This is a genomic window from Lysinibacillus sp. 1 U-2021, from assembly GCF_029916965.1.
Lineage (GTDB): Bacteria > Bacillota > Bacilli > Bacillales_A > Planococcaceae > Lysinibacillus > Lysinibacillus capsici.
Window position 1 is genome coordinate 1,050,962 of sequence record NZ_CP123966.1, and the last position, 22,393, is coordinate 1,073,354.

Consider the following 22,393-nt stretch of genomic DNA (forward strand, 5'->3'; position numbering starts at 1 on the left):
TCCTTTAATATATTGATATACTAATATCTTAATAGTTCCTATTGTACTATTTTTTTAACTATTTCGACAATAAATCTATGATATTAAGCATATCCAAATAATTAATGCAATTAAAGTGGCGAACAGTGTCGGAATGGTAAGAATAACACCAATTTTAAAATATTGTCCCCAGCTAATTTTAATGCCTTTCTGGGCTAATATATGAAGCCATAGCAATGTTGCCAGTGAGCCAATCGGTGTCATTTTTGGGCCTAAATTCGTACCAATTATATTTGCATATATCAGTCCCTCTTTCATCATGCCCGATGCGCTTGTTTCTGAAATCGCCAAAGCATCTATCATAACAGTAGGTAAATTGTTCATGACAGCAGACAAAATGGCAGCAACAAATCCCATCGTCATCGTTGCTACTACGAAGCCCTGCTGTATAGCTAGTTCTAATAAATTTGCTAATATTCCTGTCATCCCTACATTTTTTAACCCATAGACAACCACATACATGCCAATTGAGAAAAACACAATATTCCACGGCGCTCCTTTTACAACTCTTATTGTATCTACCACAGAGCTACGCTGTGCTAGCCATAAGAATATTGCAGCGACCCCACATAAAATAAAAGATACAGGGATGTGTAAAACCTCACCAGCTACAAAGCCCACTAATAGAATCCCAATTACATACCAAGCGATCGAAAATAATTTGGGATCTCGGATTGCCTGACTTGGTTGCTCAACTGCCTCAAGAGAATAATGTTGTGGTATGGAACGGCGAAAAACAATGTAAAGCACTACTATACTTGCCACTAACGAAAAGAAATTCGGTACAAGCATATGAACTGCATAATCTATAAAGCCTATATCGAAAAAGTCAGCTGATACGATATTCGTTAAATTGCTAATAACGAACGGTAACGAGGTTGTATCTGCTATAAATCCACTTGCAATAATAAATGGAAAGATCATTTTTTCACTCAAGTTCAGTTTTCTCACCATCGCTAAAACGATTGGCGTTAGAATTAAAGCACCCCCATCGTTCGCAAACAAAGCCGATACAACAGCTCCAAGGCAACTAATATAAACAAATAAGCGAATTCCACTTCCCTTTGCAAGTCGTGCCATATGTAGAGCCGCCCATTCGAAAAAGCCAATTTCATCTAAAATGAGTGAAATTAAAATAATACCAATAAATGATAGCGTTGCATTCCAAACAATCCCCGTTACCTCTAACACATCATGCCAGGTTACTACACCTATTACTAGCGCAATAGCTGCTCCTATACAGGCTGACCAGCCAATTGATAGTTTTCGTGGTTGCACGATGACAAAAAATAATGTGACTAAAAATAAAATAATGGCTAAAGCAGTCTGCATCTTTTCCTCCCTAATTAAAAACCAGTAGCTTAAATGCTACTGGTTTACTCATTTTGTTAATGGTTTATTCGCCTAAATCTGCGTTGTGGAAAACATTTTGTACATCTTCTAAATCTTCTAATGCATCAATTAGTTTTTCAAACTTCGCTACATCGTCGCCAGTTAAAGTCACTTCTGTTTGAGGCAACATAGAAAGCTCTGCTACTGTAAATTCTTCTACACCCGCAGCCTTTAATGCTTCTTGTGTCGCAAAGAATTGGTCTGGCTCTGCATAAATAATTACCGCTTCATCCTCTTCTAGAATATCACGAGCATCTATATCAGCTTCCATTAAAATCTCTAGTACTTCATCAGCCGTTTTACCCTCTAAGCCAATAACCGCTGTTGAATCGAACATATAAGCTACAGATCCACTGACACCCATATTGCCGTTATTTTTACCAAATGCTGCACGTACATCAGATGCTGTACGATTTACATTGTTTGTTAAAGCATCCACGATAATCATTGTGCCGGCTGGTCCAAAGCCTTCATAACGTAATTCATCAAAGCTTTCATCACCGCCACCTTTTGCTTTATCAATGGCTTTTTCTATAATATGTTTTGGAACACTGTATGTTTTTGCGCGTTCAAGCACTACTTTAAGTGCACGGTTTGACTCTGGATCTGGTTCGCCTGATTTAGCTGCCACATAAATTTCTCGCCCAAATTTTGCATTAATACGGCTTGTGCTTTGATCTTTAGACGCTTTCTTTTCTTTAATATTGTTCCACTTACGACCCATTGTTTCCACTCTCTTTCAAAAGATAAATTTATAAAAATAATAGATACACAGTTGTATATCTGTAAATGGTAATTAAATACTTATCGTATCTTTACTCTGCAAATAATAACACAATGATGCTTACAAAGCTAGATATACCAATGTTTAAGGTAGTATTTTTCTAAAAAAACGGCTGTTAAAATTTACGATTTTAGCGCCATCTTACAACAGCTCTTGTTTAATTTTTGCTAGCAATGCCTGACAGCCTTCTTGCACCAATTCATAGGTTTCCTGAAAATCACCTGTATAATAAGGATCCGGGACATCCTTGCGATGTGCTGTTAAATCTAAAAAACGAAAAATCTTTGGCGAGTTTGGATGACCTAGTATTGTACGGATATTACGAATATTGCTTTCATCCATTCCAATAATATAAGCAAACTTTTCAAAATCTGATTGTTGTAATTGTCGACCTTGCATATCTATTGTAGAAATACCATATTCCCTAAGCTTATCCTGTGTTCCTCTATGTGGAGGTTCACCGATATGCCATGAGCTAGTAGCAGCGGAATCCACTTCAATCTTATCTTCTAAATGCTCTTTCTTCACCATGTCGCGCATGACCGCCTCAGCCATGGGTGAGCGACAGATATTACCTAAACATACGAAAAGTACTCGAATCATTTTATTGTCCTCCTACAACAAAGCACTCAAAATCAATTTGATTCTGAGTGCCATTTGCTTTTATTTTACGGGAATACGTTTCTGTAGTTCTTCTGTTAAAGCAACTAATTCATGCTCAAGGTGTTGAGTAAACTGCTCACGGCCTTCTTTACCCTTGCCTGTTACATAAAATGGCTCACCATAAATTAAATAGCCCTTACCTCGCTTCATTACATCACCCACATTACGTGCACCAACATAAGCAGCTGGAACAATTTGCGCCTTTGCCAACTGTGCGATGGTAATAGCCCCTTGTTTTAAATCTGTTCCTTCTGCACTACGAGTCCCAGAGGGGAAAATCCCAACAATTTTACCTTCCTTCAATAACTGCGAAGGAATTTTAATCACGCTTGGTCCAGGATTATCACGGTCTACCGGAAAAGCATTTAAATGCTTAACAAGCCAGCCAAGCCCTTTCATTTCAAATAATTGCTTCTTCGCCATAAAGTGAATTTCACGAGGGTACATGGCTACACCAAGGTTTAAAATATCAACATAGCCGGTATGTGTACAAGCTATAATAAACCCACCCTCTTTCGGCAAGTTTTCTTCTCCGTATACACGAGCCTTTGAACCCATTAATTTTAATATTACTTTGACAACATTTGCTGCTAGTTTATACACTGTTACATTCCTACCTTATTCAATAGTTATTCCCATTGTAATCGAAAAGACCAGTATACTGCAATTGCAGGTGACCAACTTAAACCTTCCCTACTAATAGATCCACATCAATCGTGATTTCATTTAGTTCAACGGCTGTTTGTTCTGCTTTATGCCAACCCATTGGTGTCATTTCTAATAGCGCGGGTACTAGCTCTTCCGAAAGCGGTAAAGTATAAGTTACACGTTCTACGTTTACCTCACGAAAACTATCTTGAAAACGAGCTACAATTTGTTCATTAGAGTAAGTTTCCTTATTTGAATCTGCATATAATTGAGCACGCAGTTCCCTCAAATAACCACTTTGCGGTACAACCTTCACAAGACAGCCATTCGGTGTAAGAAGTCGTTTAAACTCCTCATAATTTGCTGGTGATAGTATATTTAAAATGGCATCGAAACTCGCTTGAGCAAATGGACTTTTAGCTAAATCCCCTACACACCAAATTTGTTGAGGATAATGACGTGCTGCAGCCAAAATGCCCTCCTTCGCTATGTCAATTCCAACGCCAATACCATGATCTCTATCATTCATAATGCGAGCTAAATGTGAGCCCTCTCCACAACCAGTATCGAGCACCGTTTTAGCAGAGCTTATAAGCTCACCGATTCGGGCTTCTACAGCATCATAAATCCCACTATCAATAACAGCCTTGCGGGATTCAAAAAGGCTCTTACTATATTTAGAAGCGGCGTTATGTGTCAGCATATTGACATAGCCTTGTTTCGCAATATCAAAGGAATGGTTAGAAGTACAAACCAATCTCCCCTGCTCATAGACATGCATTGATTGCTGACAGATTGGACAAGCAAAAAGGGTGATATGTTGATCCATTAATGCCGCCCCGATCGCACGTTTCGATAATGCGCCCATTTCTATGCCTCCTTTTTGTCGTTCGGTGATACAAGAGCATAACGCTCCCATTTACGACTTTTCCATCTAAAGTATACGATAATTGCCCGCACCCATTCATCTGCTGAAATGGCTAGCCAAATTCCGACCAAGCCCCAATCCAATACAAAGACAAATAAATAGCCAAGCGGCAGGCTCATGCAAACCATTGATAGAAAACCAATTTTCACAGGGAATCTAGCATCCCCAGAAGCGCGTAAAGAGTTAATGACCACGATATTCATTGTGCGGCCAGTCTCTAGCAAAATACTTAATGCTAACACGGATGCCCCAATCTTAATGACTTCTGGATTATCAGTAAATACCTGCATAAGTGGCTTACGGAATAGCGTAACGACAGCGACCATAATAATCGTAAAAGCAAATGCTGCACGAACACTTTTCCATAGCTGATGATACGCCTCATCTTTTTCTCCTGCACCTACATGACGACCAATAATAATGGCTGTTCCTGTACCAATGGCAATTGCAAATAAATATGTAAACATCGAAATATTCATAGCATATTGTCGTGCTGCTAGTGTTTCTGCTCCTAAGTATGTCGCATAATATAAAAAGATGATTTGGCAAAATTGATAAAGTACCTGTTCAAACGCAGATGGTAAACCAATGTTTAGTATTTTCCTCACATATTCCTTTGAATACTCAAAATAATATTGTAACTTTACGCGCACTTCCATTACCTGATACAGTAACCAGAAAAATACTAGGACAGCTAATCCGCGACTAATGACAGAGGAAATAGCCGCTCCTTTCACACCAAGCTCTGGTAAACCTAAATTCCCAAAAATAAGACCGTAGTTTAGCACAACATGTAAGACGTTCATGCCAAGTGAAACGTACATAGTTTGTTTTGTCCAACCATGTACACGAATAATTGCAGCGAGTGCATTAATAATAGCCTGTAAGAAAATAAAACTCCCAATGATGGCTAAGTAACTTTGTGCATAGTGGAGTACTTCTCCCTGCAAGTTCATCATTGTCATTAAATGTCTCGCAAAGAAGAAAAATAAAATACTCATTAAAAGCCCTACGACCAAATTCATCGTGACCGCTAACGCCGAGATCTTGGCTGCTTCAAAAAAGCGTCTGGAGCCTAAATACTGAGAAACAACAATAGATGCACCATTGCCCACTACCTCCAGAATCAAGATGGCAATATGGATATATTGATTGGCTGCACCTACTCCTGATACAGCATTATCCGATAAAGCACTGAGCATAAAAGTATCGGCTAGTCCCATCAACATAAATAGAAAAACCTCTAAGAAGATCGGCCATGTTAAATGGAATAGACTTAACTTATTTGTCTCTTTAATTGTGTCTGCCAATACTTTCACTTCTCCTATTTTTTCTTAAAAATCTATTGTATCTTATCACAAATATTCAGACTGTAAAGAGATTTATAGGAAGACAGCGCTTCCACATAAAAAATCCCTCTCACATCGTGTGAAAGGGTCCATTTTTAAATCAAGCAATAGGATTGTAATTGCTCTCGTTTTTCAATTGTTAGGCCAAATTCCTGCTCTAAAAACCCAGTCTTAGAACCATAGCGACGATCCATCGCATCCAATGCTGCTTGTAAATAGTCTTCACGGGCGGACATTAAGGCATAAAATTGCAGTAGTTCTTGCTCATTATACTGATGCTGAATAGCCTGAGCCATTCTTTCTACCATCGGACGTAAATGTATATTAGTATCTAAATAGTCCTCCATGATAGTCTCCTCAGGTACATCTAAAGCTAGTAAAATAAGTGCTCCTCCAATACCCGTTCGGTCCTTACCAACTGCGCAATGATGGACAAGACCTAGATTATTAGGATTTTGAATCGTTTGCATTAACTCTTTAAATGAAAGATTGTTAAAAGGCATTTGTGCATAAAAATCCCGAAACATCTCAGGGCTTACCACTTTATAGAAATCTCTACCACCAGCATTGGTAGGCATTTCAAAAGCATGATTACCCTTCGCTGGGATTTGTATATATTGAGCATACGAGAACACTGGGTTAGGATTATGATACGCCTCATTGTTATCGCGATAATCAAAAATGGTTTTAATCCCTAATGTTTCAAATAGCTCTTTATCTGCCAGTGTCATTTTTCCAAGAGCAGCTGAGCGGTAAAATAAACCTTTTTTTACCCTACGCCCATCTTTTGTCTTATATCCACCCATGTCTCGGAAATTATAGACTGCCTCAAATGGAATTACCTTTGTCTCTAATTGCTCCAATCACTACACCTCCTAAGATTATTAAGCATACTTACTTTTATTTTAAAGAACAAACTACATTAATTCCAATTTTCACGCTAGGTAATAATTTAAACCACATAAAAAATGCTAGCTGAATGGCTCACAGCTAGCATGGAAACATTTCTTATTTAAATAATTCGGGGTACACAGCTTTCGCTACTAATTCTACAGCTTCACCAATACGCGGACCAGGTCGATTAGAGATATCTGTATCGATGGACAATACCGCTTTGTTTTGAATAGCTGTCACAGTATTCCAACCATCTCGTTCAAGAATTTCTCCTATTGGATCTTCTGTATCGTTTACTGTTGTTAAAATAACATCTGGATTTTTCGCAATAACATCTTCCTCATTCACTTTTGCCCAGCTATTCAAGTCAGAAAAAACATTATTAACATTAGCTGCATCTAATATTTCTTGCTGGAAAGTGCTAGAGCCTGCTGTATATATGTCTGGCTTAGGGCTAACCTCTAAATAAACATTTTTCGGCGTTTTTACGTCCTTCACCTTCGTTTGTACTTCAGCAATTTTCGCCTTGATCTCTTCATTTAATTTATTTCCTAGATCAGCAACATCCATCACAGCAGCAATTTGTTCGATATCTCCATAAACATCATCGAAAGTAGTCGCAGATTGAATAACAAACACTTTAATTCCTGCGTCCTCAAGCGGCTTTAGGGCATCCTTATCACCGATTGTATAAGCAATGACAACATCTGGCTTTAACGCTATAATTCTTTCACTGTTAAAGTTCGTAGTATCAGAGACACGTTCAATTTTTTGTGCTTCCTCTGGGTAAGTATCGTACTCAGTTGCTCCTACAATTTTATCGCCAACACCTAAAGCAAACAAAATTTCAGTATTACTTGGTTGTAAAGATACAACTGTTTTTGGTACTTCTTTAAACTCTATTTCCACTCCACGGTCATCTGTCACTTTATAGCTTGTTTTCTCTGCGTGTTGTGTATCTTGCGAAGCATCTTTATTTTTTGTATCTTCAGCAGTGCCACAGCCTGCTAATACCAGTGCAAGTAAGAGCACCGATAGCCATTGGAAATTAAATACTTTCTTCATTGTTATTCTCCTTTTTCTTTTTCATTGGGTAGGATTTACTAATAAACGGTATTTCAGCTATTCCAGCTTGCTGATTCATAAAAACAGCCATGACAAAACATACATTAGCTAATAAACCAAGGTAATCGAAAAGAATAGCAGGAACCTCTCGTTCTTCTGATACTTTGTGTAAAGTACGATATGATTTTTTTGCTTCACTGCGACAAAGATGTAAGGCTGCAGCGGCCTCTGTTCCTTGAGGTAAAACAAAACTTTGAATCTCTTCCTTCACATGGCGAACGTAAAAATCATAACGCTCACTTAACCAAGATAAATCCTCTTCAGTTACTGCTAATTTCCCACGAACTGAGCCATTCACATGATACGCCATAGGTAACATAAGCAATAAATCCTCAGCAACGACTTGAACATCCTCTTTTTTTACCGCAGCTAATGCAACTCCTAGATGTGTTGTAAGGCTATCTGTTCGAATTTCAAAATCGACCGTTGAAGCTTTCTCACGCATAAATGGATAACAAGAATAACGGGCATCTTTTTTCACTTGCTTCCCCCCTATTTTCTATAATGAAAAATTCTTATTTGAAAGGCATAAAAAAGTCGCTCCTTTTTGCAAAGGAACGACAAAAATAACATAATGAGCCATCAAACTGGACAAAGCCTATGTATTTGTCGTATATCCTCCTAGCTTCCGAGAAGTTTTTATACGTTCAAATAAAGGTCGGTCTCCTGGCTTGTACAGTTCGTCACATGAAACGAATGTGTTATAAAGGACCTTCCCATCTTCTTTGAGACAGTGGTAAATCTTTATAATGGCTGCACTTACAGTTGCGGAAACAGCTCCGGTTTTTCACCGGATTCCCGATTATGCTAATTAGCACCTTTATTCTGCAAGAATATTTCATTTGTAAAGCAGTTTATCATATATGCTTCAGAAAAAATAGCTGTACTCAGTTTTAAAATATAGCAATATTTCTACTTGAAGAGAAAACCCTAACAAATTTTTACATTATTAAGAAATTTACTATAATAGTGTTTCAATTGCTTTTTCAATATCGAGCTGTGAATCTGTTGGTTCAAAGCGTGAGACGGTCTTACCATTAGCATCTACTAGAAATTTTGTAAAGTTCCAGCGAATATTACGACCATCTAAAAAGCTTGGGGCAAGTTGAACAATTGCTTCTGCCAACATTTTCTCCTGCATACTTGCCTTCCCAAACTCTCGGTAATCCACTTCATGCTTTAAATAATTAAAGAGTGGATGGGTAGCCTCTCCATTTACCTGTACAAGCTCAAAAATCGGGAATGTGACCCCATAGTTTACCTTGCAGAGATGCTTAGTTTCCTCCCCATCTTCAGGATTTTGATGGCCAAATTGATCACAAGGGAATCCAAGAACTACAAAATTCTCTTTTCCATATTTATCATACATTTTCTGTAAGTCTTCAAATTGATATGTAAATCGGCATTGGTTTGCCGTGTTAACAATTAACATTGTTTTTCCACGATATGTTTCCATCGATAAAATTTCGCCATTAGGCTTCCGAACTAGATAATTATAAATGCTCATGCCATAATCCCCTTTTTTCATTTATTATAGTTGACTATTCTACCGCTCATCAAAGAATTTGCACAAAAAAACACCACCTCGCTACTTTGAACGGATGGCTGACTTATACTTCTTTTTATATTTAGCATCTTGTTCTTCATTAATTAAACGATGGGCAATATCTAATAATTTCGAGTCATTTGTTTGATCATATAGCTTTTTAAATGACATAATAATATCCTGACGAATAAGAGATGGCTGTTTTTCATCTATACATGTTTGAAATCTTTTAGCTAGATACGATACAACCAAATCTCTTTGTACTGGACCCGCTTGTCCAATTTTCCAAATTGCTTGTAATGCATGCCTTGCTGTAGCAGATTGCTCATCGTAAGTCACAGCCCAAATCTTTAAAAAATCCTCCAAGACCCTTTCTTCTGGATCACTTTTTGCAGCTAAAGCGCATAAAATTTGTGCAGCACGTGCACGAGAATAACCATTATTGTATGTAAGTGCTTTTACTAGCTGTTCCCAAACTGCATATGTCCAATCTACAGGTTCCTGCATAATTTTCATTAATTCCTCGTAAGATTCATATTGAATATCGCGATCATGCTCTGTTAAATTACTAAAAAGTTGCAAAATCTCTTTTTCCATAATTCATCCCTACCTTTATTGATTCAGAACGTAATAAAATTTGATTTATGGTACACTTAACTTAATTTTTTTCGCAAAGAAGGTGAGTTTATGAATAAATTTAATGCTAGGAAATTGATTTTTCGGTTGATTGTGATTATATTCCTACTTCTAGCTGCGTATTTTGTTATCCCAGTGTCCATGCCTTTAATCCTTGCTGGGATTAGTGCATTTTTCTTAGAACCACTTGTCATGTTCGTTAAACGGAAATGGAAAATGTCACGGAAAATAGCAGTTGCTTTTATTTACATAGTGAGTGTAATAGTTATATCTATTATTTGTTATCTGTCCATTACCCAAATAATGACACAAATAATTTTACTGTCTAAGCAAGCTCCCTATTATATTTCCAAGCTATCAGATATGTGGCTTCATATGCAAGAAAATATTTCTAAATATACAGAAGACTTTCCACCTGAAGTAAGTGCTTCGCTTCAAAAAACCACAATGGATTTCATAAAGAAAGTTGAAGAATCCTTTTTAAGCTTCTTTAATTATAGCAAAGTTTCTGCCTTCTTTTCAGAGATACCCAGCCTATTCATCAGTCTTCTCGTTTATATGATTGCGCTATTCCTATTTATGCTTGATTTGCCTAAGTTAAAGCAAATCACTTATAAATATTTAAAGCCCAATACAGCAAAGAAGATAAAAATTATTTTAAATCGCTTAAAAGATGCAACACTTGGCTATATGAAGGCTCACTTATTTGTAAGCTTTATTATTGGAGGCGTCACACTCATTGGACTGCTATTAATCCAACCGAAATACGCAGTAACAATGACGATTATTATCTGGTTAATAGATATTGTACCATTCCTAGGCTCTATCATTATTCTAGCCCCATGGGGACTTTATCACCTATTGATGGGAAACACCTCTATAGCTGTAAAATTATTCATCTTAGCTGCTATTTTACTTATTATTCGTCGAGTAGTCGAGCCTAAATTAATGGGAGACCATATCGGTTTATCCACTTTACCAACATTAATTTCCATGTTCATAGGTCTACAGTTATTTGGTATTATCGGTTTACTTGTCGGCCCATTCGTTATTATTTTCTTTATAGCGTTGAAAGAGACAGGTGTCATCAAAGTAAATTTTAAAATTTAATATCCATCTAGTATGCAGGAAAATCTCTTTTCAAGAATAGAAGTTGTCGTCTTGTTTCTTTGAAAGAATAGCATTCCAAAAACAAAAAAGGTCATCTTTGTATATTTTTCTCTACAAAGATGACCTTTTTCTTATCTCAACCGTCTATATAATAGTGAGGCCTATTGAATACGTCCAAAGCCTACTAAGTATTGATTCCACCAATCAAGTGATTCAATTACGACACCATTGTTTTGAGCGTCGATCATTGTGTTATTACCTAAATAAATACCTACGTGTGCTACCCCTGAACCATAGCTGAAGAACACTAAGTCCCCAACGCGTGCTTCACCTGCTGAAATGCGTTGTGTTGCTAAATATTGTTGTGATGCTGTACGAGGTAAAGAAACACCCGCTTGCTTATATGACCATTGTACAAGACCTGAACAGTCAAAGCCTGTCGATGGGTTGCTACCACCCCAAACATAAGGGCGTCCTAGGAATTGTTTAGCTGTAGAAATGGCATCTCCTGAAGAAACAGTGCCAGCTCCTGACCCAACAATAATTTTTTGTGGTTCGCCTCCACCATTATTTTGAGTTGCTTGTATAACTGGTGTAGCTGCTTGAAGTGCACGTAAACGAGCTGCCTCTTCTTCAGCTGCTTTACGCTCAGCTTCTAAACGTTCTTCTTCTTGTTTCGTTGCAATTTCAGCTTTTAATGCAAGTGATTTCGCTTCGTTCTCAGCTTTCTTCACTTCCATTTCGCTTTCTTTTTGCTGAAGCTCTTGGAATTGTTTTTGAAGTTCCTTTTGTTTTTCATCTAATGTAGCTTTTTGTTGCTCTAAGCTTGCTTTATCTGCTTCCTGTTGATCTACTAATTCTTGGTCAGCATCCATTAATGTTTTTACCGCTACGACACGATCCATTAAATCTGCAAAGCTTTTTGCCTCAAGCACTACATTTAAATAAACACCTACAGTGTTGTCCTGTGCTTGGTATGCAGCCATACGCTCACTTAAAATTTTTGAACGTTGCTCGATACGTTTTTGTGTTTCAACAATACTAGCATCCACTTCTTTAATATCTGCTTGTACTTGTTTAAATACCTTTACTTTTGCGTCGATCTCTTGTTGTAGTTTCGTTAGTTCTTCTTGTAATTTTTTAATTTGTGCATCTATTTCAGCCTTTTTCTCAATCATTTGTTGAGAAGTTTCTTCGGCATGTACTTCTGTTGGTTGAATTGTATTAAATAATAAGCCGCCAGCTAGTGCTAATGCTAGCACCATCGACTTACGCCATTTGTTACGCTTAGCCACGTTACCTTCATTTCCCTTCATCTATCAATTTCGCTCTCGATATTCTATGTAATCACTTGAACGATTTCTATTTTAATCAAATGTTCTTATATTTATTTTAGCCTTTTAAAGTTTAGCATTTTCTACATAACTTTTATACTATTTCATGTCTATTTAATACATTAGTAAAACTCGAAATAATTCTGTAACATTCGCACTTAAACTACATTATTCTACAAAACACATTTTTCTTCTACACAAAGAAACTATTAGCTAATTCGACATTAGACCTAACAGATCTTTTGTAATGTTTTTGTAATATTTCTAGGTGCCAAAGAAAAAAGGTAGGGAAAAAATTCCCTACCTATTGCTTCATCGACCTTAAGGCTTGTATAGATAATCTCACTAACAAAATAGCACATAAAAATAAACCTAAATATGCCGCTGTGTTCAAATAGACCGCATAAGAATCGTGGATAAATTGTGAAATAGCTAAAAGAGCGACAGATATAATACCAAAAGTTATACCCACCAGCAGCAAAACAAATTGAGAAAACAAATGTGTAATAAAACGTGAATTATGTTCATCCGAAAAGACATCATGATGTAAAATGATTTTTCCGCTCTCAACTCGCTGAATGAGCTGATCGACTCTTCTAGGCATTTTACGTAAAGTCGGTATTAGCATAGATAATTCTTCTTGCAGCCGCTCCTTAGTTGCCATCGGTTCTTTAAAAGGCTTAAGGAAAGAGGCACGCATATATGTAGCAGAAAAATCCTTTGCCTCAGTAAAGATATCAAAACGTGGATCTATTACCCGTAATGTGCCATCTAACGTCACTAAGGAACGGAGAGCTAATCCTACTGCTGGATAAAATGCAAGTCCAAAATCTCTTACCACTGTAAATAGCGCGTGAATTAATTCTTCAGTTGGTATACGGTCAACATAGGAAATTTTCAGTAATATTTGGTCGATTGCCTGCTCCATTTTCGCACGTTCTGCATGATCAGCATTTTCCACCAATAATGTTAAACCATCATATAAAACACTTGAATCATTTAGTTGAATGCCCATCAGAAATAACTTTAAGCCTTCTTGCTGTGTTGCACCTAAACGTCCTACTGCGCCAAAGTCAAGCAAGACTGGTGTGCCATCTGTTTCATCTATGTGGATATTTCCTGGATGCGGGTCTGCATGAAAAATACCAGAGAATAGCATCTGCTCAAAAAATGAATAGAGTACGGTTCTTGCAAACTGCCTACGATCAATAGACAAGCGATTAAATTCAGATGCCCCATCTGCCACACTTTGTCCACGAATATACTCCATCACAATAACATTTTCATTACTGTAAGGCGTAAAAATTTTAGGAATGCGAACCTTGTAATCGCTTTTCGCCAAAGCATTCTTCACCTGTAGCGTATTACGTACCTCAATATCTAAATGAATCTCCTCACGTAACCCATCTGCAAATCCCCCAGCCAACTCTCGAAAGCCCAATGATTCTGCCCAGGTTGATTTTGTGGATAGCCAATTAGCAAATTCCTCTAAAATTTCAAGGTCATCGCGCATAATTCCCTTTACTTCTGGACGCAATAGCTTGACTACCACCTCTTCATAATTTTTAAGCCTTGCTTTATGCACCTGGCCAATAGAGGCTGCTGCAATGGGTTCCATTTGAAATTGGCTAAATATTTCGTCCATTGATTGCGGAAGAGACCTCTCTAAAATTTGTTTCACCTGCTCCTCTGATAAAGGCCTTACTCGGTGTTGAAGTCTTTCTAATTCATCAATAAAAATAGGTGAAAAAAGCTCTTTTCGTGTGGAAAGCACCTGGCCAAATTTGATGAAAATCCCACCACATTGTTCTAACGTTGCGCGCAAAGCAATTGCAAGCTCTTTTTCATTTTCTCGTTGCCTCGCATATTTAATCGTTTGTACGACACCGTTTGTAACAGCAATTTTTAATACCTGACGCAGGCGTTTCTGCTGTCGCCAATAGCTACGCAATCGTAGTATTAAAGATTTTTGGCCGTGACGGCGATCTCCATTTGTAATACCACTCGGGTCAAAAAGCTCAAATACCAAATAAAGCAACATCGAAATTAGTAGCATACTACCGATCCAAATCAGTGTGCTTACCTCGGTTACTGTTTGCATCATCGTTTCTGATAAAAAATCTGTATGGCGCAGATAAGAATACCAATACACAAAAGAGGTTAATGTCACACTAATAACAACTGACAGCACTCTTCGTACAAAATTGATATTCGAGCCAATTAATCGTCCACTCACAATATAAATCAAACCCGATACTATGAGGATTTGGGTTAAAAATTTCAAAAAGATCAACAGTTTCACCCCCTGTGCCATTTCCATTTCCTACTACCGTTAGTATAGCAAATTTGTGCACCAACTTTCTTGAAGAAGGAACACCACAGAAAATTTATTAATTTTGCACCTTGATAATATACCCTTTAGGGTATATTATTTATTTGTAGTATTTAAACTACATAATCTACTTACTTATAGAAACAAAATCTTTATTTATAAGCTTTCAAATACCCCATCATGTATTTACTAAGAAAAGGAGTGTTTACATTTGAGTAAAAAATTTTTAGTAGTCGGCGGCGTTGCAGGTGGTGCATCCACAGCTGCTCGTCTTCGTCGTCTAGATGAAAAGGCAGAAATTATTATATTTGAAAAGGGGCCGAATGTTTCATTCTCTAATTGTTCTCTCCCCTTCCATTTAAGCGGGATTGTTGAAAATAGCGACAAATTAATTTTAATGACGCCTCAAGGCTTCCAAACAAAATACAATATAGAGGCTCGTGTTCAGCAGGAAGTTGTACGTATTAACAGAGAGCAAAAAACCATCACCATTAAGGATTTAAAAACGAATAGAGATTATGAGGAAAGTTACGATACATTAATTTTATCCCCAGGAGCAAGTCCTATCGTCCCTGACTTAGAGGGCATTCAATCTAAGCACGTCTTTACTATTAGAAACGTGGCTGATATTGACCGTTTAAATTGGTATCTACAAGCAGATAATGTACAGGATATTGCCGTGGTCGGCGGAGGCTTCATTGGTGTAGAGGTAGCGGAAAATTTGAAGCTAGCAGGCTATAATATATCTCTAGTTGAATTCGGCCAACAAATTATGGCCCCTTTTGATTATGATATGGCTCAAATCTTACACAAGGAAATGACTGATAAAGGGATTCAAGTTATTGTCAATGACGGTCTTGCAAAGGTTACACCAAATAATGTGACGTTGAACTCAGGCAAACACTTGAAGGCACAAGCAGTCGTATTAGCAATTGGCGTTCGACCTGAAATCCGCTTAGCCAAAGAGGCCGGATTAACAATTGGTGAACTCGGAGGTATCCAAGTTGATGCAAATTACGTGACGTCTGATCCTTCCATATATGCTGTGGGAGATGCGATAGAAGTATTCCATCAGCTTACCCATAAACAGACGCGCCTTGCTTTAGCCGGTCCCGCTCAACGACAAGCACGTGCAGCAGCTAATCATATGTATAACATCCCTCATCACAACAAAGGAGTCATTGGATCTTCAAGCGTACAAATTTTCGATCTCGTATGCGCAACAACAGGTTTGAACGAAAAAACAGCCCTAGCAAATGGCTTTCAAGCAAAAAGTGTTTATTTGATAGCTCCCGACAAAGTAGGACTAATGCCTAATAGTCATCCACTTCACTTTAAGCTTGTTTATGAAACACCCACAGGTAAAATACTAGGGGCTCAAGCAATAGGCAAAGGTAATGCAGATAAGAGGATTGACGTAATAGCTACCCTCATCACCATGGGTGGTACTTTAGAAGATTTAAAGGAGCTAGAGTTATCCTATTCCCCAATGTTTAGCACTGCCCGTGATATCGTTAATTTGGCAGCTCTTGTAGCTCAAAATCTATTACACGGACACTTTAAGCAGGTAAAAGTTGATGAAGTGAGGGAACTCATTGAAAATCAAGCCTTTTTCTTAGACGTTCGTGAAAAAAATGAATTTGAATCAGGTCACCTCATCAATGCACACAATATTCCTCTAAGTGAACTTCGGGAAAGAATGGATGAAATTCCGAAGGATCAAGCAGTGTATGTGCATTGCCGATCTGGTCAACGTAGCTATAATGCTGTTATGGCCCTTCAAAATAGCGGTTTTTCTAACGTCTTTAATGTAAGTGGGTCATTCCTTGGGATTAGCTTATATGAATATTTTACAGATATCACAACAAACAGAGACAAAATAGTAACTGCTTATAATTTTAAATAAATTAAAAGGGATGCCAATTATCAGCATCCCTTTTCTACGTTAGTTTGTAGACAAAACTTTTTCCCAGTCAATCGTACCATTTTTAACTTGTTCACGTTTTTCCTTAGTCATGATGTCATTTGGACGTCCGCCTTTTGGCCAGTCTTTTTCATGGTTTGCCCACTCTGGACGATCTTGCGATAAAATAAAGGCAGCTAAATCTGCAGCTTCTTGATCTGTTAAGGTCCCCGCTGCACCTATCGGCATATTATTTTGAATATAGCCAGCCATTTTTGACATACGTGCCATGCCTGCGCCATCATTAAATGAATTATCTCCCCATAAAGCTGGGCCAGTATTAGCACCAGTTCCTGCGCCATCAGCTGCATGACAGGCTATACAGGACTGTGCATAAAGCTCCTCACCATCTGCAACATTTGGAATCGGCACATTCTTCATATCACTTGTGCCCGCCCATTCACGTTTTGCTCCAATCGGAACACCTTCAGAAATATAAGCGAAATACGCCACCATAGCCTCTAGTTCATCACTATTCATTTCGAATTTTTTACCATTCATACTACGAACCATACAGCCATTAATCCGTTCTTCTATTGTAACCACACCACCTGAGCGTCCAATATACTGTGGATAATTTGCCATTACACCTACTAATGATGAGGCTTGCTCGTCATAGCCAGCACCAGCATGACAGCTTGTGCAAGATAATTGGTTGCCCACATATTCATCTGCCGCAACATGTGTGTTATTAACAAGTTCATAGCCCGTTAATATTGCTTCTTTCATTGGACCATCTGGTACTTCTTCAATACTTGGTGGAGCATAGACCACTGACTGAGCAGCTGCTGTTGTTGGTATTTGTGCTTGCACTGTCGCTTCTTTCTCACTCACATTCGAATCAACTGTAATTTTGTCACTGACAAACGTCCCAACAAAAATGGCGCCTGCTAACAGTACTGTTCCTGCTACTCCTGCTACTATAGGTTTCATCTATAATACCCCCCTTTGTATTCACACTTATATTTTAGCAACATAACAATTTATTGGATGTGATTTTTCTCACACTACCATAAAATAGAACCATTTAGATGATAAAAAAGGATAAATTATACATTTAATTTTGTTCTATAACACAGAAAACAAGACTTAATACCTCTTGCAGTATTCATTTGTTCGAAAAAAAAAGCGTCAAGTACACATACGCACTCGACACCTTTAAAGCCTTTTATAGTTTACACTGTCCATCAGCACATACCGATTCTCCATTACCATTTATCATTATCGTTGGCTGAATACCAGCTATTTCTGCAGCTTGATGCAAAGTTCGCACAAACACTTCATTCGGCTCAGCCCCTTTAATACCATAACGATTTTCAAATACAAAGAACGGAACACTTTGCACGCCAAGTTGCTGTGCTTCATAGCGATCCTTGTCTAGCTCTTCACTAAAATCAGTTGAAGCTAATATTCCCGCTGCAACTTCTCTATCCAAATCTAATTGCGCAATAACTTTTAATAAGAACTCATCTTTATTCAAATCTTCACCATCTTTAAAATAACCAGCCATTAGTGCTTCCGTATAAGCTGTCGCTTTACCAAATTGCTGCGTCCATTTAGCTAAACGATGAGCCTTTTCTGTATGCGCTGTTTTCATCTTAGCAAAATCATAATGCAAACCAACTTCCGTTGCTCTCGTAGCTATACCCTCGACCATATCTTTCACTTCATCTAGCGTGACATCATACTTTTTAGCCAGCGCCTCATAAAAAGAGGGTGCATTCACTTTCGGGATATCTGGGCCTATTTGAAATGCTTTATATTCTATTTCCACTAATCCTGTATAGCCTGCGATGCCAATCGCCCGTTCCAGTTCTCGCTTGCCAATATAACAAAATGGACATGTAAAATCAGAGAAAACTTCAATTTTCATTACCATACCCCCTTATAATATATCCATCCAAATTTTAATAGCTGTTGCTAATATAAGAACCGCTAAAATAATTTGTAGGAATTTAGTATTTAACTTGCCCCCTATTCTCGCACCTAGAGGAGCAGCTATTAGACTAGCTACAATCAAGATGAGCGCTGGATAATATTCCACTTGCCCAGTCATTAATTTACCAATAGTTCCTCCTATTGAGGAGATAAACGTAATAGCAAGGCTTGACGCAATGGTCATACGAGTAGGGATTCCTAAGACCACAAGCATGATTGGTACTAATAAAAATCCACCAGCTGCCCCTACTATCCCGGAACCGATACCAACAACGAAAGCTAATAGGGCCGACAATGGTTTATTAAATGTAACAGCCTGCATCGGTTTATCATCAATTTGCTTTTTCGGTATGAACATCATCACAGCTGCAATCAATGCAAGGATTCCATAGACCATGTTAATACCAGACTCAGATAAAAATTTTGAACCGAAGCTACCCACAAAGCTTCCCGCTAATATGGCGCTCCCCATATAGATGATGAGTGATTTATTTAAATACCCACCTTTACGATAGACCCAAACACCTGAAAGAGCAGCAAAAAGCACCTGAATCGCACTTATTCCTGACACCTCATGTGCCGAAAAGGCCGCAAATCCTAGTAATGGCGGTATATATAGTAGCATCGGGAAATTAATGATGGCACCGCCAATACCTAACATCCCTGATACAAATGAACCGAGAAAACCAATAAGTAAAATGGTTAAGATCCATGCAATATCCATTTAGTTTTCCTTCTTTCTGGCTGTATTCAACAAAAGGAAAGAAGGGTTGTTCTACTGTAATAGACAACCCTCAATCAGCCCTATGCTTTCTGAATGAAAAATGTAATAACGTCAGCCTCTTCAGATTGATCTAAAATGATATGACCTCCTGCTTTTGCCCAAGCAGGAATATCCGCTAAAGCTCCTTTATCTGTCACCTGAACTTCTAAAACTTCCCCAGACTTTAGGGTATCCATTGCTTTTTTTGTCTTCACAATAGGCATTGGACAAGAAAGGCCTTTTGCATCTAGTTGTAAACTTGATTTCATCATATTCTCCTTCGACTCGGCAAAGGTTGTAAGCGATTTTGCCGGTTCTTCTTGTTTTATATCTTCATGAAGGATGAGCGCCTTCAATTCACGAAATTTACATATAATCAGCATACATGCATACTCATTGCACTTTAGCATGCTTTATCGTACTGCACAGCGATTTGGTCCAATTTCCATTTCTGTTTGCTCATCTAACGCAGGTGTAATTTTCCCCATATTCACCTGACGAATTTCCTGATAAGCATTTGGTTGTGGAGGTAATTCATCTGTTACCACACGTCTAAATTCTGCTTCATCTTGAATATTTAATCCATGGTTTTGTACAAATAAATCCCCTAGTCGTCTAGCAACCGTCCCATCTTCATTCAGCTCATCAATAATCATAAAATGTGCTGGTAAGACAATAAGTTCATCAGACAATTCTCGATAACGCTTGTAAAGCGTGTCTCGTAAATCTCCAACCCAGTCATCAGCAAGGCCAGCTAAATCAGGACGGCCGATTGAATCGATAAATAAAATATCTCCTGTTAATAAATATTTGCTGTCAACCACAAATGAAGTAGAACCTATCGTATGACCAGGAGAATAGATAGCTCCTACATCTATTTTTGATGCACCGATTTGAACAGTCGTTCCATCAACTAATGGTGTATAGTGGAACATAACTTCCTCAGCGTCCTTAGGTGGCAAATAATAGGTTGCGCCTGTCATCTCTGCAATATGGCGCCCACCTGAAATGTGATCAGCATGTAAGTGTGTATCAAAAACATGTTTAATTTGGACATTTTTATGTTCTGCAAAATTTATAAACACATCTGTAAAACGTACAGCATCAATAATAGCTGCTTCACCTTCAGAAAGGACCATATAAGACAGACAGCCCTTTCCTAAGCGAACAAACTGATAAAGCTCACCACCGCCTGTTAAATCACCCACTTTAATTGGCTCTAAATATTCACTCCAGGATTTCATACCTCCAGCTAAATAGGCAACCTCAATACCTGCCTCAGCTAACATTTCAGCAACCATTAAAGACGATCCTTCTTTAGCACAAACGACTAATACATCTTTATCAGTTGGGATATTCGGTAAAATATTATCAATACCATCTAACAGTTCAAAATACGGTATATTTAAGTACTCAAAACGATGTCCATCGATTTTCCAATCTTCGAATGCATCCGCATTACGAACATCTAAAATAAACAACTCTTCATTGTGAATAACCTTTTTAGCTACTTGTGACGCGCTCCATTTTTGAATTGACATCTCTTTTACCCCCATCGGTATTATTTTTATGTTTTTTATAGCGGAGAGGGGTGCCCTCTCCGCTTTTATAGGTAGGTCACTAGAATGTAAGTGACGGTGCTGCGTCTTTCGCGAATTCTAGGAACGTTACGGCTCCTCCAACTTCAATACCCTCTATGAAATCTTCAGTAGTTAAACTCATAACATCCATCGTCATTTGGCAAGCAATAAATTTCACACCTAATTCTTGTGCCATTTCCACTAATTGAGGAATAGCTGGCACATTTGCTTTTGTAAACCCTTCAGCATAGTGTTCTGCTCCAGCTGGCATTGGTAATGCATGCATACCTTGCTTATGAATTAGGTTCAAACCTTCAAATGTAAAGAAGATAGCTACCTCTTTCTCAGAAGCTGCCGCAGCTGTTGCGATATTAAATACCTTATACGCATCAAATAAACCACCGTTACTTGCAATGATTGCTACTTTGTTCGACATAATAAAATTCCTCCAATTTAAATGTTTTTTGTTAAATCACCTGACCAGGATGTCATACCTGGTAAGACGTTAAATACTTTCGTAAAACCACGTGAAGCCAGCTTTTGCGCAGCCATGTCACTGCGTTTTCCAGTACGACAAATAACATATATCTCCTGCTCTTTATCAAGCTCAGAAAGTCGTGTCTCCAGTTCGCCCATTGGTATCGATTTTGCTCCCGCAATATGCCCAAAAGCGAATTCCGCTTCCTCACGTACATCTAGAATTAATCCTTTACAACTTGTGATTTGCTCTAAATCAATTGTTTGATCAAACGTCATTTCTTCTATTTGGTCGTTTGTACATTTACGAATATAGTGTTTCAGTACACCATCATCTTCTAAAGTACCAATATACTGATGACCTACAGTTTCAGCCCATGCCGCAATATCAGCTTTTGACCCTTTATCTGTCGCAGCTACTTCTAAAATTTGACCATCTACTAAATCAGCCATCGCTTTTTTGGTTTTCACAATCGGCATCGGGCAAGAAAGGCCCTTGGCATCTAGCTGAAAATCCGCCTTCATACTTTCCATAACCTCCATATACCTGTAAGGGTATTATTTTATTCAAAAAAAATATAGATATAAAACTATAACTGTACTTTGCCCTCCCAAGCTAACATACCACCAGTCATGTTAGTTACATTAAAACCATGACTTTCTAATAGTTGAGTAGCCCGAGCACTTCGTCCACCTGATCGACAAACCATAATATACGACTCCCCCCTATTCAATTCATGTAGTCGAAACTCTAATAAACCTAGCGGGATATGAATAACGCCTGGGATGTGACCAGCCTCTACTTCATCTACCTCTCGCACATCAATAAGATTCAGCTTCTCTCCTTGCTCCATCGTTTGCTGAACTTCTCTGGCTGTAATTTCCCTCATTT

The 22,393-nt window shown here is 38.1% G+C and carries 23 protein-coding genes and 1 riboswitch; of the genes, 2 read left to right on the forward strand and 21 right to left on the reverse strand.

Going from position 1 to position 22,393, the window contains the following annotated elements:
- Positions 1 to 75: 75 nt before the first annotated feature.
- The 11 genes from QH639_RS05530 to QH639_RS05580 form a co-directional block, all read right to left on the reverse strand.
- Positions 76 to 1,371 (reverse strand): arsenic transporter, encoded by a 1,296-nt coding sequence (locus QH639_RS05530; RefSeq protein ID WP_281115771.1) that lies wholly within the window; start codon positions 1,369 to 1,371, stop codon positions 76 to 78.
- Between the two features lie 64 nt (positions 1,372 to 1,435).
- A complete protein-coding gene (locus QH639_RS05535; RefSeq protein WP_237898810.1) occupies positions 1,436 to 2,155 on the reverse strand; it encodes a YebC/PmpR family DNA-binding transcriptional regulator in 720 nt (239 codons plus the stop codon).
- Positions 2,156 to 2,356: 201 nt separating this feature from the next.
- Positions 2,357 to 2,818, reverse strand: coding sequence for a low molecular weight protein-tyrosine-phosphatase (locus tag QH639_RS05540; protein WP_259419928.1), 462 nt, complete (start codon positions 2,816 to 2,818; stop codon positions 2,357 to 2,359).
- 60 nt (positions 2,819 to 2,878) lie between these two features.
- The gene (locus QH639_RS05545; protein ID WP_048394163.1) at positions 2,879 to 3,481 is read right to left on the reverse strand and encodes a lysophospholipid acyltransferase family protein; all 603 of its coding nucleotides are present in this window, start codon (positions 3,479 to 3,481) and stop codon (positions 2,879 to 2,881) included.
- Between the two features lie 79 nt (positions 3,482 to 3,560).
- A complete protein-coding gene (locus tag QH639_RS05550) occupies positions 3,561 to 4,394 on the reverse strand; it encodes a putative RNA methyltransferase (protein ID WP_281115772.1) in 834 nt (277 codons plus the stop codon).
- Between the two features lie 2 nt (positions 4,395 to 4,396).
- On the reverse strand, positions 4,397 to 5,764 hold the full coding sequence (locus QH639_RS05555) for an MATE family efflux transporter (protein ID WP_259419929.1): 1,368 nt from the start codon (positions 5,762 to 5,764) through the stop codon (positions 4,397 to 4,399).
- A 134-nt stretch (positions 5,765 to 5,898) separates the two neighbouring features.
- Positions 5,899 to 6,666, reverse strand: coding sequence for a tyrosine-protein phosphatase (locus QH639_RS05560; RefSeq protein WP_237898813.1), 768 nt, complete (start codon positions 6,664 to 6,666; stop codon positions 5,899 to 5,901).
- Between the two features lie 145 nt (positions 6,667 to 6,811).
- Entirely contained in the window at positions 6,812 to 7,762 is a 951-nt protein-coding gene (locus QH639_RS05565) for an ABC transporter substrate-binding protein (RefSeq protein ID WP_281115773.1), read from the reverse strand.
- Positions 7,746 to 8,303, reverse strand: a complete 558-nt coding sequence (locus QH639_RS05570) for a hypothetical protein (RefSeq protein WP_131520910.1) — start codon at positions 8,301 to 8,303, stop codon at positions 7,746 to 7,748. The genes QH639_RS05565 and QH639_RS05570 overlap by 17 nt, the downstream gene beginning before the upstream one ends.
- A gap of 158 nt (positions 8,304 to 8,461) precedes the next feature.
- A riboswitch (cobalamin riboswitch) is annotated at positions 8,462 to 8,659 on the reverse strand.
- 124 nt (positions 8,660 to 8,783) lie between these two features.
- Positions 8,784 to 9,329: a glutathione peroxidase gene (locus tag QH639_RS05575; RefSeq protein WP_131520911.1), complete on the reverse strand. Its 546-nt coding sequence runs from the start codon at positions 9,327 to 9,329 to the stop codon at positions 8,784 to 8,786.
- Between the two features lie 81 nt (positions 9,330 to 9,410).
- Complete coding sequence (locus QH639_RS05580) at positions 9,411 to 9,965, reverse strand: hypothetical protein (protein WP_131520912.1); 555 nt, start codon at positions 9,963 to 9,965, stop codon at positions 9,411 to 9,413.
- A gap of 90 nt (positions 9,966 to 10,055) precedes the next feature.
- On the opposite strand from QH639_RS05580, the gene ytvI reads away from it, so the two are divergent.
- Positions 10,056 to 11,114 (forward strand): sporulation integral membrane protein YtvI, encoded by a 1,059-nt coding sequence (gene ytvI, locus QH639_RS05585; protein WP_281115774.1) that lies wholly within the window; start codon positions 10,056 to 10,058, stop codon positions 11,112 to 11,114.
- A 161-nt stretch (positions 11,115 to 11,275) separates the two neighbouring features.
- Here the strand turns inward: ytvI and QH639_RS05590 are convergent, their stop codons facing one another.
- Complete coding sequence (locus QH639_RS05590) at positions 11,276 to 12,430, reverse strand: C40 family peptidase (RefSeq protein WP_004231877.1); 1,155 nt, start codon at positions 12,428 to 12,430, stop codon at positions 11,276 to 11,278.
- Positions 12,431 to 12,752: 322 nt separating this feature from the next.
- Positions 12,753 to 14,741 (reverse strand): ABC1 kinase family protein, encoded by a 1,989-nt coding sequence (locus QH639_RS05595; protein WP_131520914.1) that lies wholly within the window; start codon positions 14,739 to 14,741, stop codon positions 12,753 to 12,755.
- 250 nt (positions 14,742 to 14,991) lie between these two features.
- On the opposite strand from QH639_RS05595, the gene QH639_RS05600 reads away from it, so the two are divergent.
- Positions 14,992 to 16,686, forward strand: coding sequence for an FAD-dependent oxidoreductase (locus QH639_RS05600; RefSeq protein WP_281115775.1), 1,695 nt, complete (start codon positions 14,992 to 14,994; stop codon positions 16,684 to 16,686).
- 39 nt (positions 16,687 to 16,725) lie between these two features.
- Here the strand turns inward: QH639_RS05600 and QH639_RS05605 are convergent, their stop codons facing one another.
- The 8 genes from QH639_RS05605 to QH639_RS05640 form a co-directional block, all read right to left on the reverse strand.
- Entirely contained in the window at positions 16,726 to 17,676 is a 951-nt protein-coding gene (locus QH639_RS05605; RefSeq protein WP_131520916.1) for a c-type cytochrome, read from the reverse strand.
- Positions 17,677 to 17,911: 235 nt separating this feature from the next.
- Positions 17,912 to 18,616, reverse strand: a complete 705-nt coding sequence (locus QH639_RS05610) for a DsbA family oxidoreductase (protein ID WP_054549636.1) — start codon at positions 18,614 to 18,616, stop codon at positions 17,912 to 17,914.
- 12 nt (positions 18,617 to 18,628) lie between these two features.
- Positions 18,629 to 19,405 carry a sulfite exporter TauE/SafE family protein gene (locus QH639_RS05615; RefSeq protein ID WP_103118920.1) on the reverse strand — a complete coding sequence of 259 codons (777 nt, stop codon included), beginning with the start codon at positions 19,403 to 19,405 and terminating at the stop codon, positions 18,629 to 18,631.
- Between the two features lie 80 nt (positions 19,406 to 19,485).
- Positions 19,486 to 19,713, reverse strand: a complete 228-nt coding sequence (locus tag QH639_RS05620) for a sulfurtransferase TusA family protein (RefSeq protein ID WP_131521045.1) — start codon at positions 19,711 to 19,713, stop codon at positions 19,486 to 19,488.
- Between the two features lie 144 nt (positions 19,714 to 19,857).
- Positions 19,858 to 20,985 carry an MBL fold metallo-hydrolase gene (locus tag QH639_RS05625; protein WP_259419935.1) on the reverse strand — a complete coding sequence of 376 codons (1,128 nt, stop codon included), beginning with the start codon at positions 20,983 to 20,985 and terminating at the stop codon, positions 19,858 to 19,860.
- 79 nt (positions 20,986 to 21,064) lie between these two features.
- A complete protein-coding gene (locus tag QH639_RS05630) occupies positions 21,065 to 21,460 on the reverse strand; it encodes a DsrE/DsrF/DrsH-like family protein (RefSeq protein ID WP_016992899.1) in 396 nt (131 codons plus the stop codon).
- Positions 21,461 to 21,477: 17 nt separating this feature from the next.
- On the reverse strand, positions 21,478 to 22,044 hold the full coding sequence (locus QH639_RS05635; RefSeq protein WP_281115777.1) for a sulfurtransferase TusA family protein: 567 nt from the start codon (positions 22,042 to 22,044) through the stop codon (positions 21,478 to 21,480).
- Between the two features lie 47 nt (positions 22,045 to 22,091).
- Positions 22,092 to 22,391: a rhodanese-like domain-containing protein gene (locus QH639_RS05640; RefSeq protein WP_281115778.1), complete on the reverse strand. Its 300-nt coding sequence runs from the start codon at positions 22,389 to 22,391 to the stop codon at positions 22,092 to 22,094.
- Positions 22,392 to 22,393 lie beyond the last annotated feature (2 nt).

Coding starts and splice junctions, on each gene's coding strand:
- QH639_RS05590 (WP_004231877.1), bottom strand. CDS start 12,430: ATGAAGGGAAATGAAGGTAACGTGGCTAAGCGTAACAAATGGCGTAAG.
- QH639_RS05535 (WP_237898810.1), bottom strand. CDS start 2,155: ATGGGTCGTAAGTGGAACAATATTAAAGAAAAGAAAGCGTCTAAAGAT.
- QH639_RS05625 (WP_259419935.1), bottom strand. CDS start 20,985: ATGTCAATTCAAAAATGGAGCGCGTCACAAGTAGCTAAAAAGGTTATT.
- QH639_RS05640 (WP_281115778.1), bottom strand. CDS start 22,391: ATGAGGGAAATTACAGCCAGAGAAGTTCAGCAAACGATGGAGCAAGGA.
- QH639_RS05615 (WP_103118920.1), bottom strand. CDS start 19,405: ATGGATATTGCATGGATCTTAACCATTTTACTTATTGGTTTTCTCGGT.
- QH639_RS05540 (WP_259419928.1), bottom strand. CDS start 2,818: ATGATTCGAGTACTTTTCGTATGTTTAGGTAATATCTGTCGCTCACCC.
- QH639_RS05630 (WP_016992899.1), bottom strand. CDS start 21,460: ATGTCGAACAAAGTAGCAATCATTGCAAGTAACGGTGGTTTATTTGAT.
- QH639_RS05605 (WP_131520916.1), bottom strand. CDS start 17,676: ATGAAACCTATAGTAGCAGGAGTAGCAGGAACAGTACTGTTAGCAGGC.
- QH639_RS05635 (WP_281115777.1), bottom strand. CDS start 22,044: ATGGAGGTTATGGAAAGTATGAAGGCGGATTTTCAGCTAGATGCCAAG.
- QH639_RS05565 (WP_281115773.1), bottom strand. CDS start 7,762: ATGAAGAAAGTATTTAATTTCCAATGGCTATCGGTGCTCTTACTTGCA.
- ytvI (WP_281115774.1), top strand. CDS start 10,056: ATGAATAAATTTAATGCTAGGAAATTGATTTTTCGGTTGATTGTGATT.
- QH639_RS05530 (WP_281115771.1), bottom strand. CDS start 1,371: ATGCAGACTGCTTTAGCCATTATTTTATTTTTAGTCACATTATTTTTT.
- QH639_RS05580 (WP_131520912.1), bottom strand. CDS start 9,965: ATGGAAAAAGAGATTTTGCAACTTTTTAGTAATTTAACAGAGCATGAT.
- QH639_RS05575 (WP_131520911.1), bottom strand. CDS start 9,329: ATGAGCATTTATAATTATCTAGTTCGGAAGCCTAATGGCGAAATTTTA.
- QH639_RS05610 (WP_054549636.1), bottom strand. CDS start 18,616: ATGAAAATTGAAGTTTTCTCTGATTTTACATGTCCATTTTGTTATATT.
- QH639_RS05620 (WP_131521045.1), bottom strand. CDS start 19,713: ATGAAATCAAGTTTACAACTAGATGCAAAAGGCCTTTCTTGTCCAATG.
- QH639_RS05550 (WP_281115772.1), bottom strand. CDS start 4,394: ATGGGCGCATTATCGAAACGTGCGATCGGGGCGGCATTAATGGATCAA.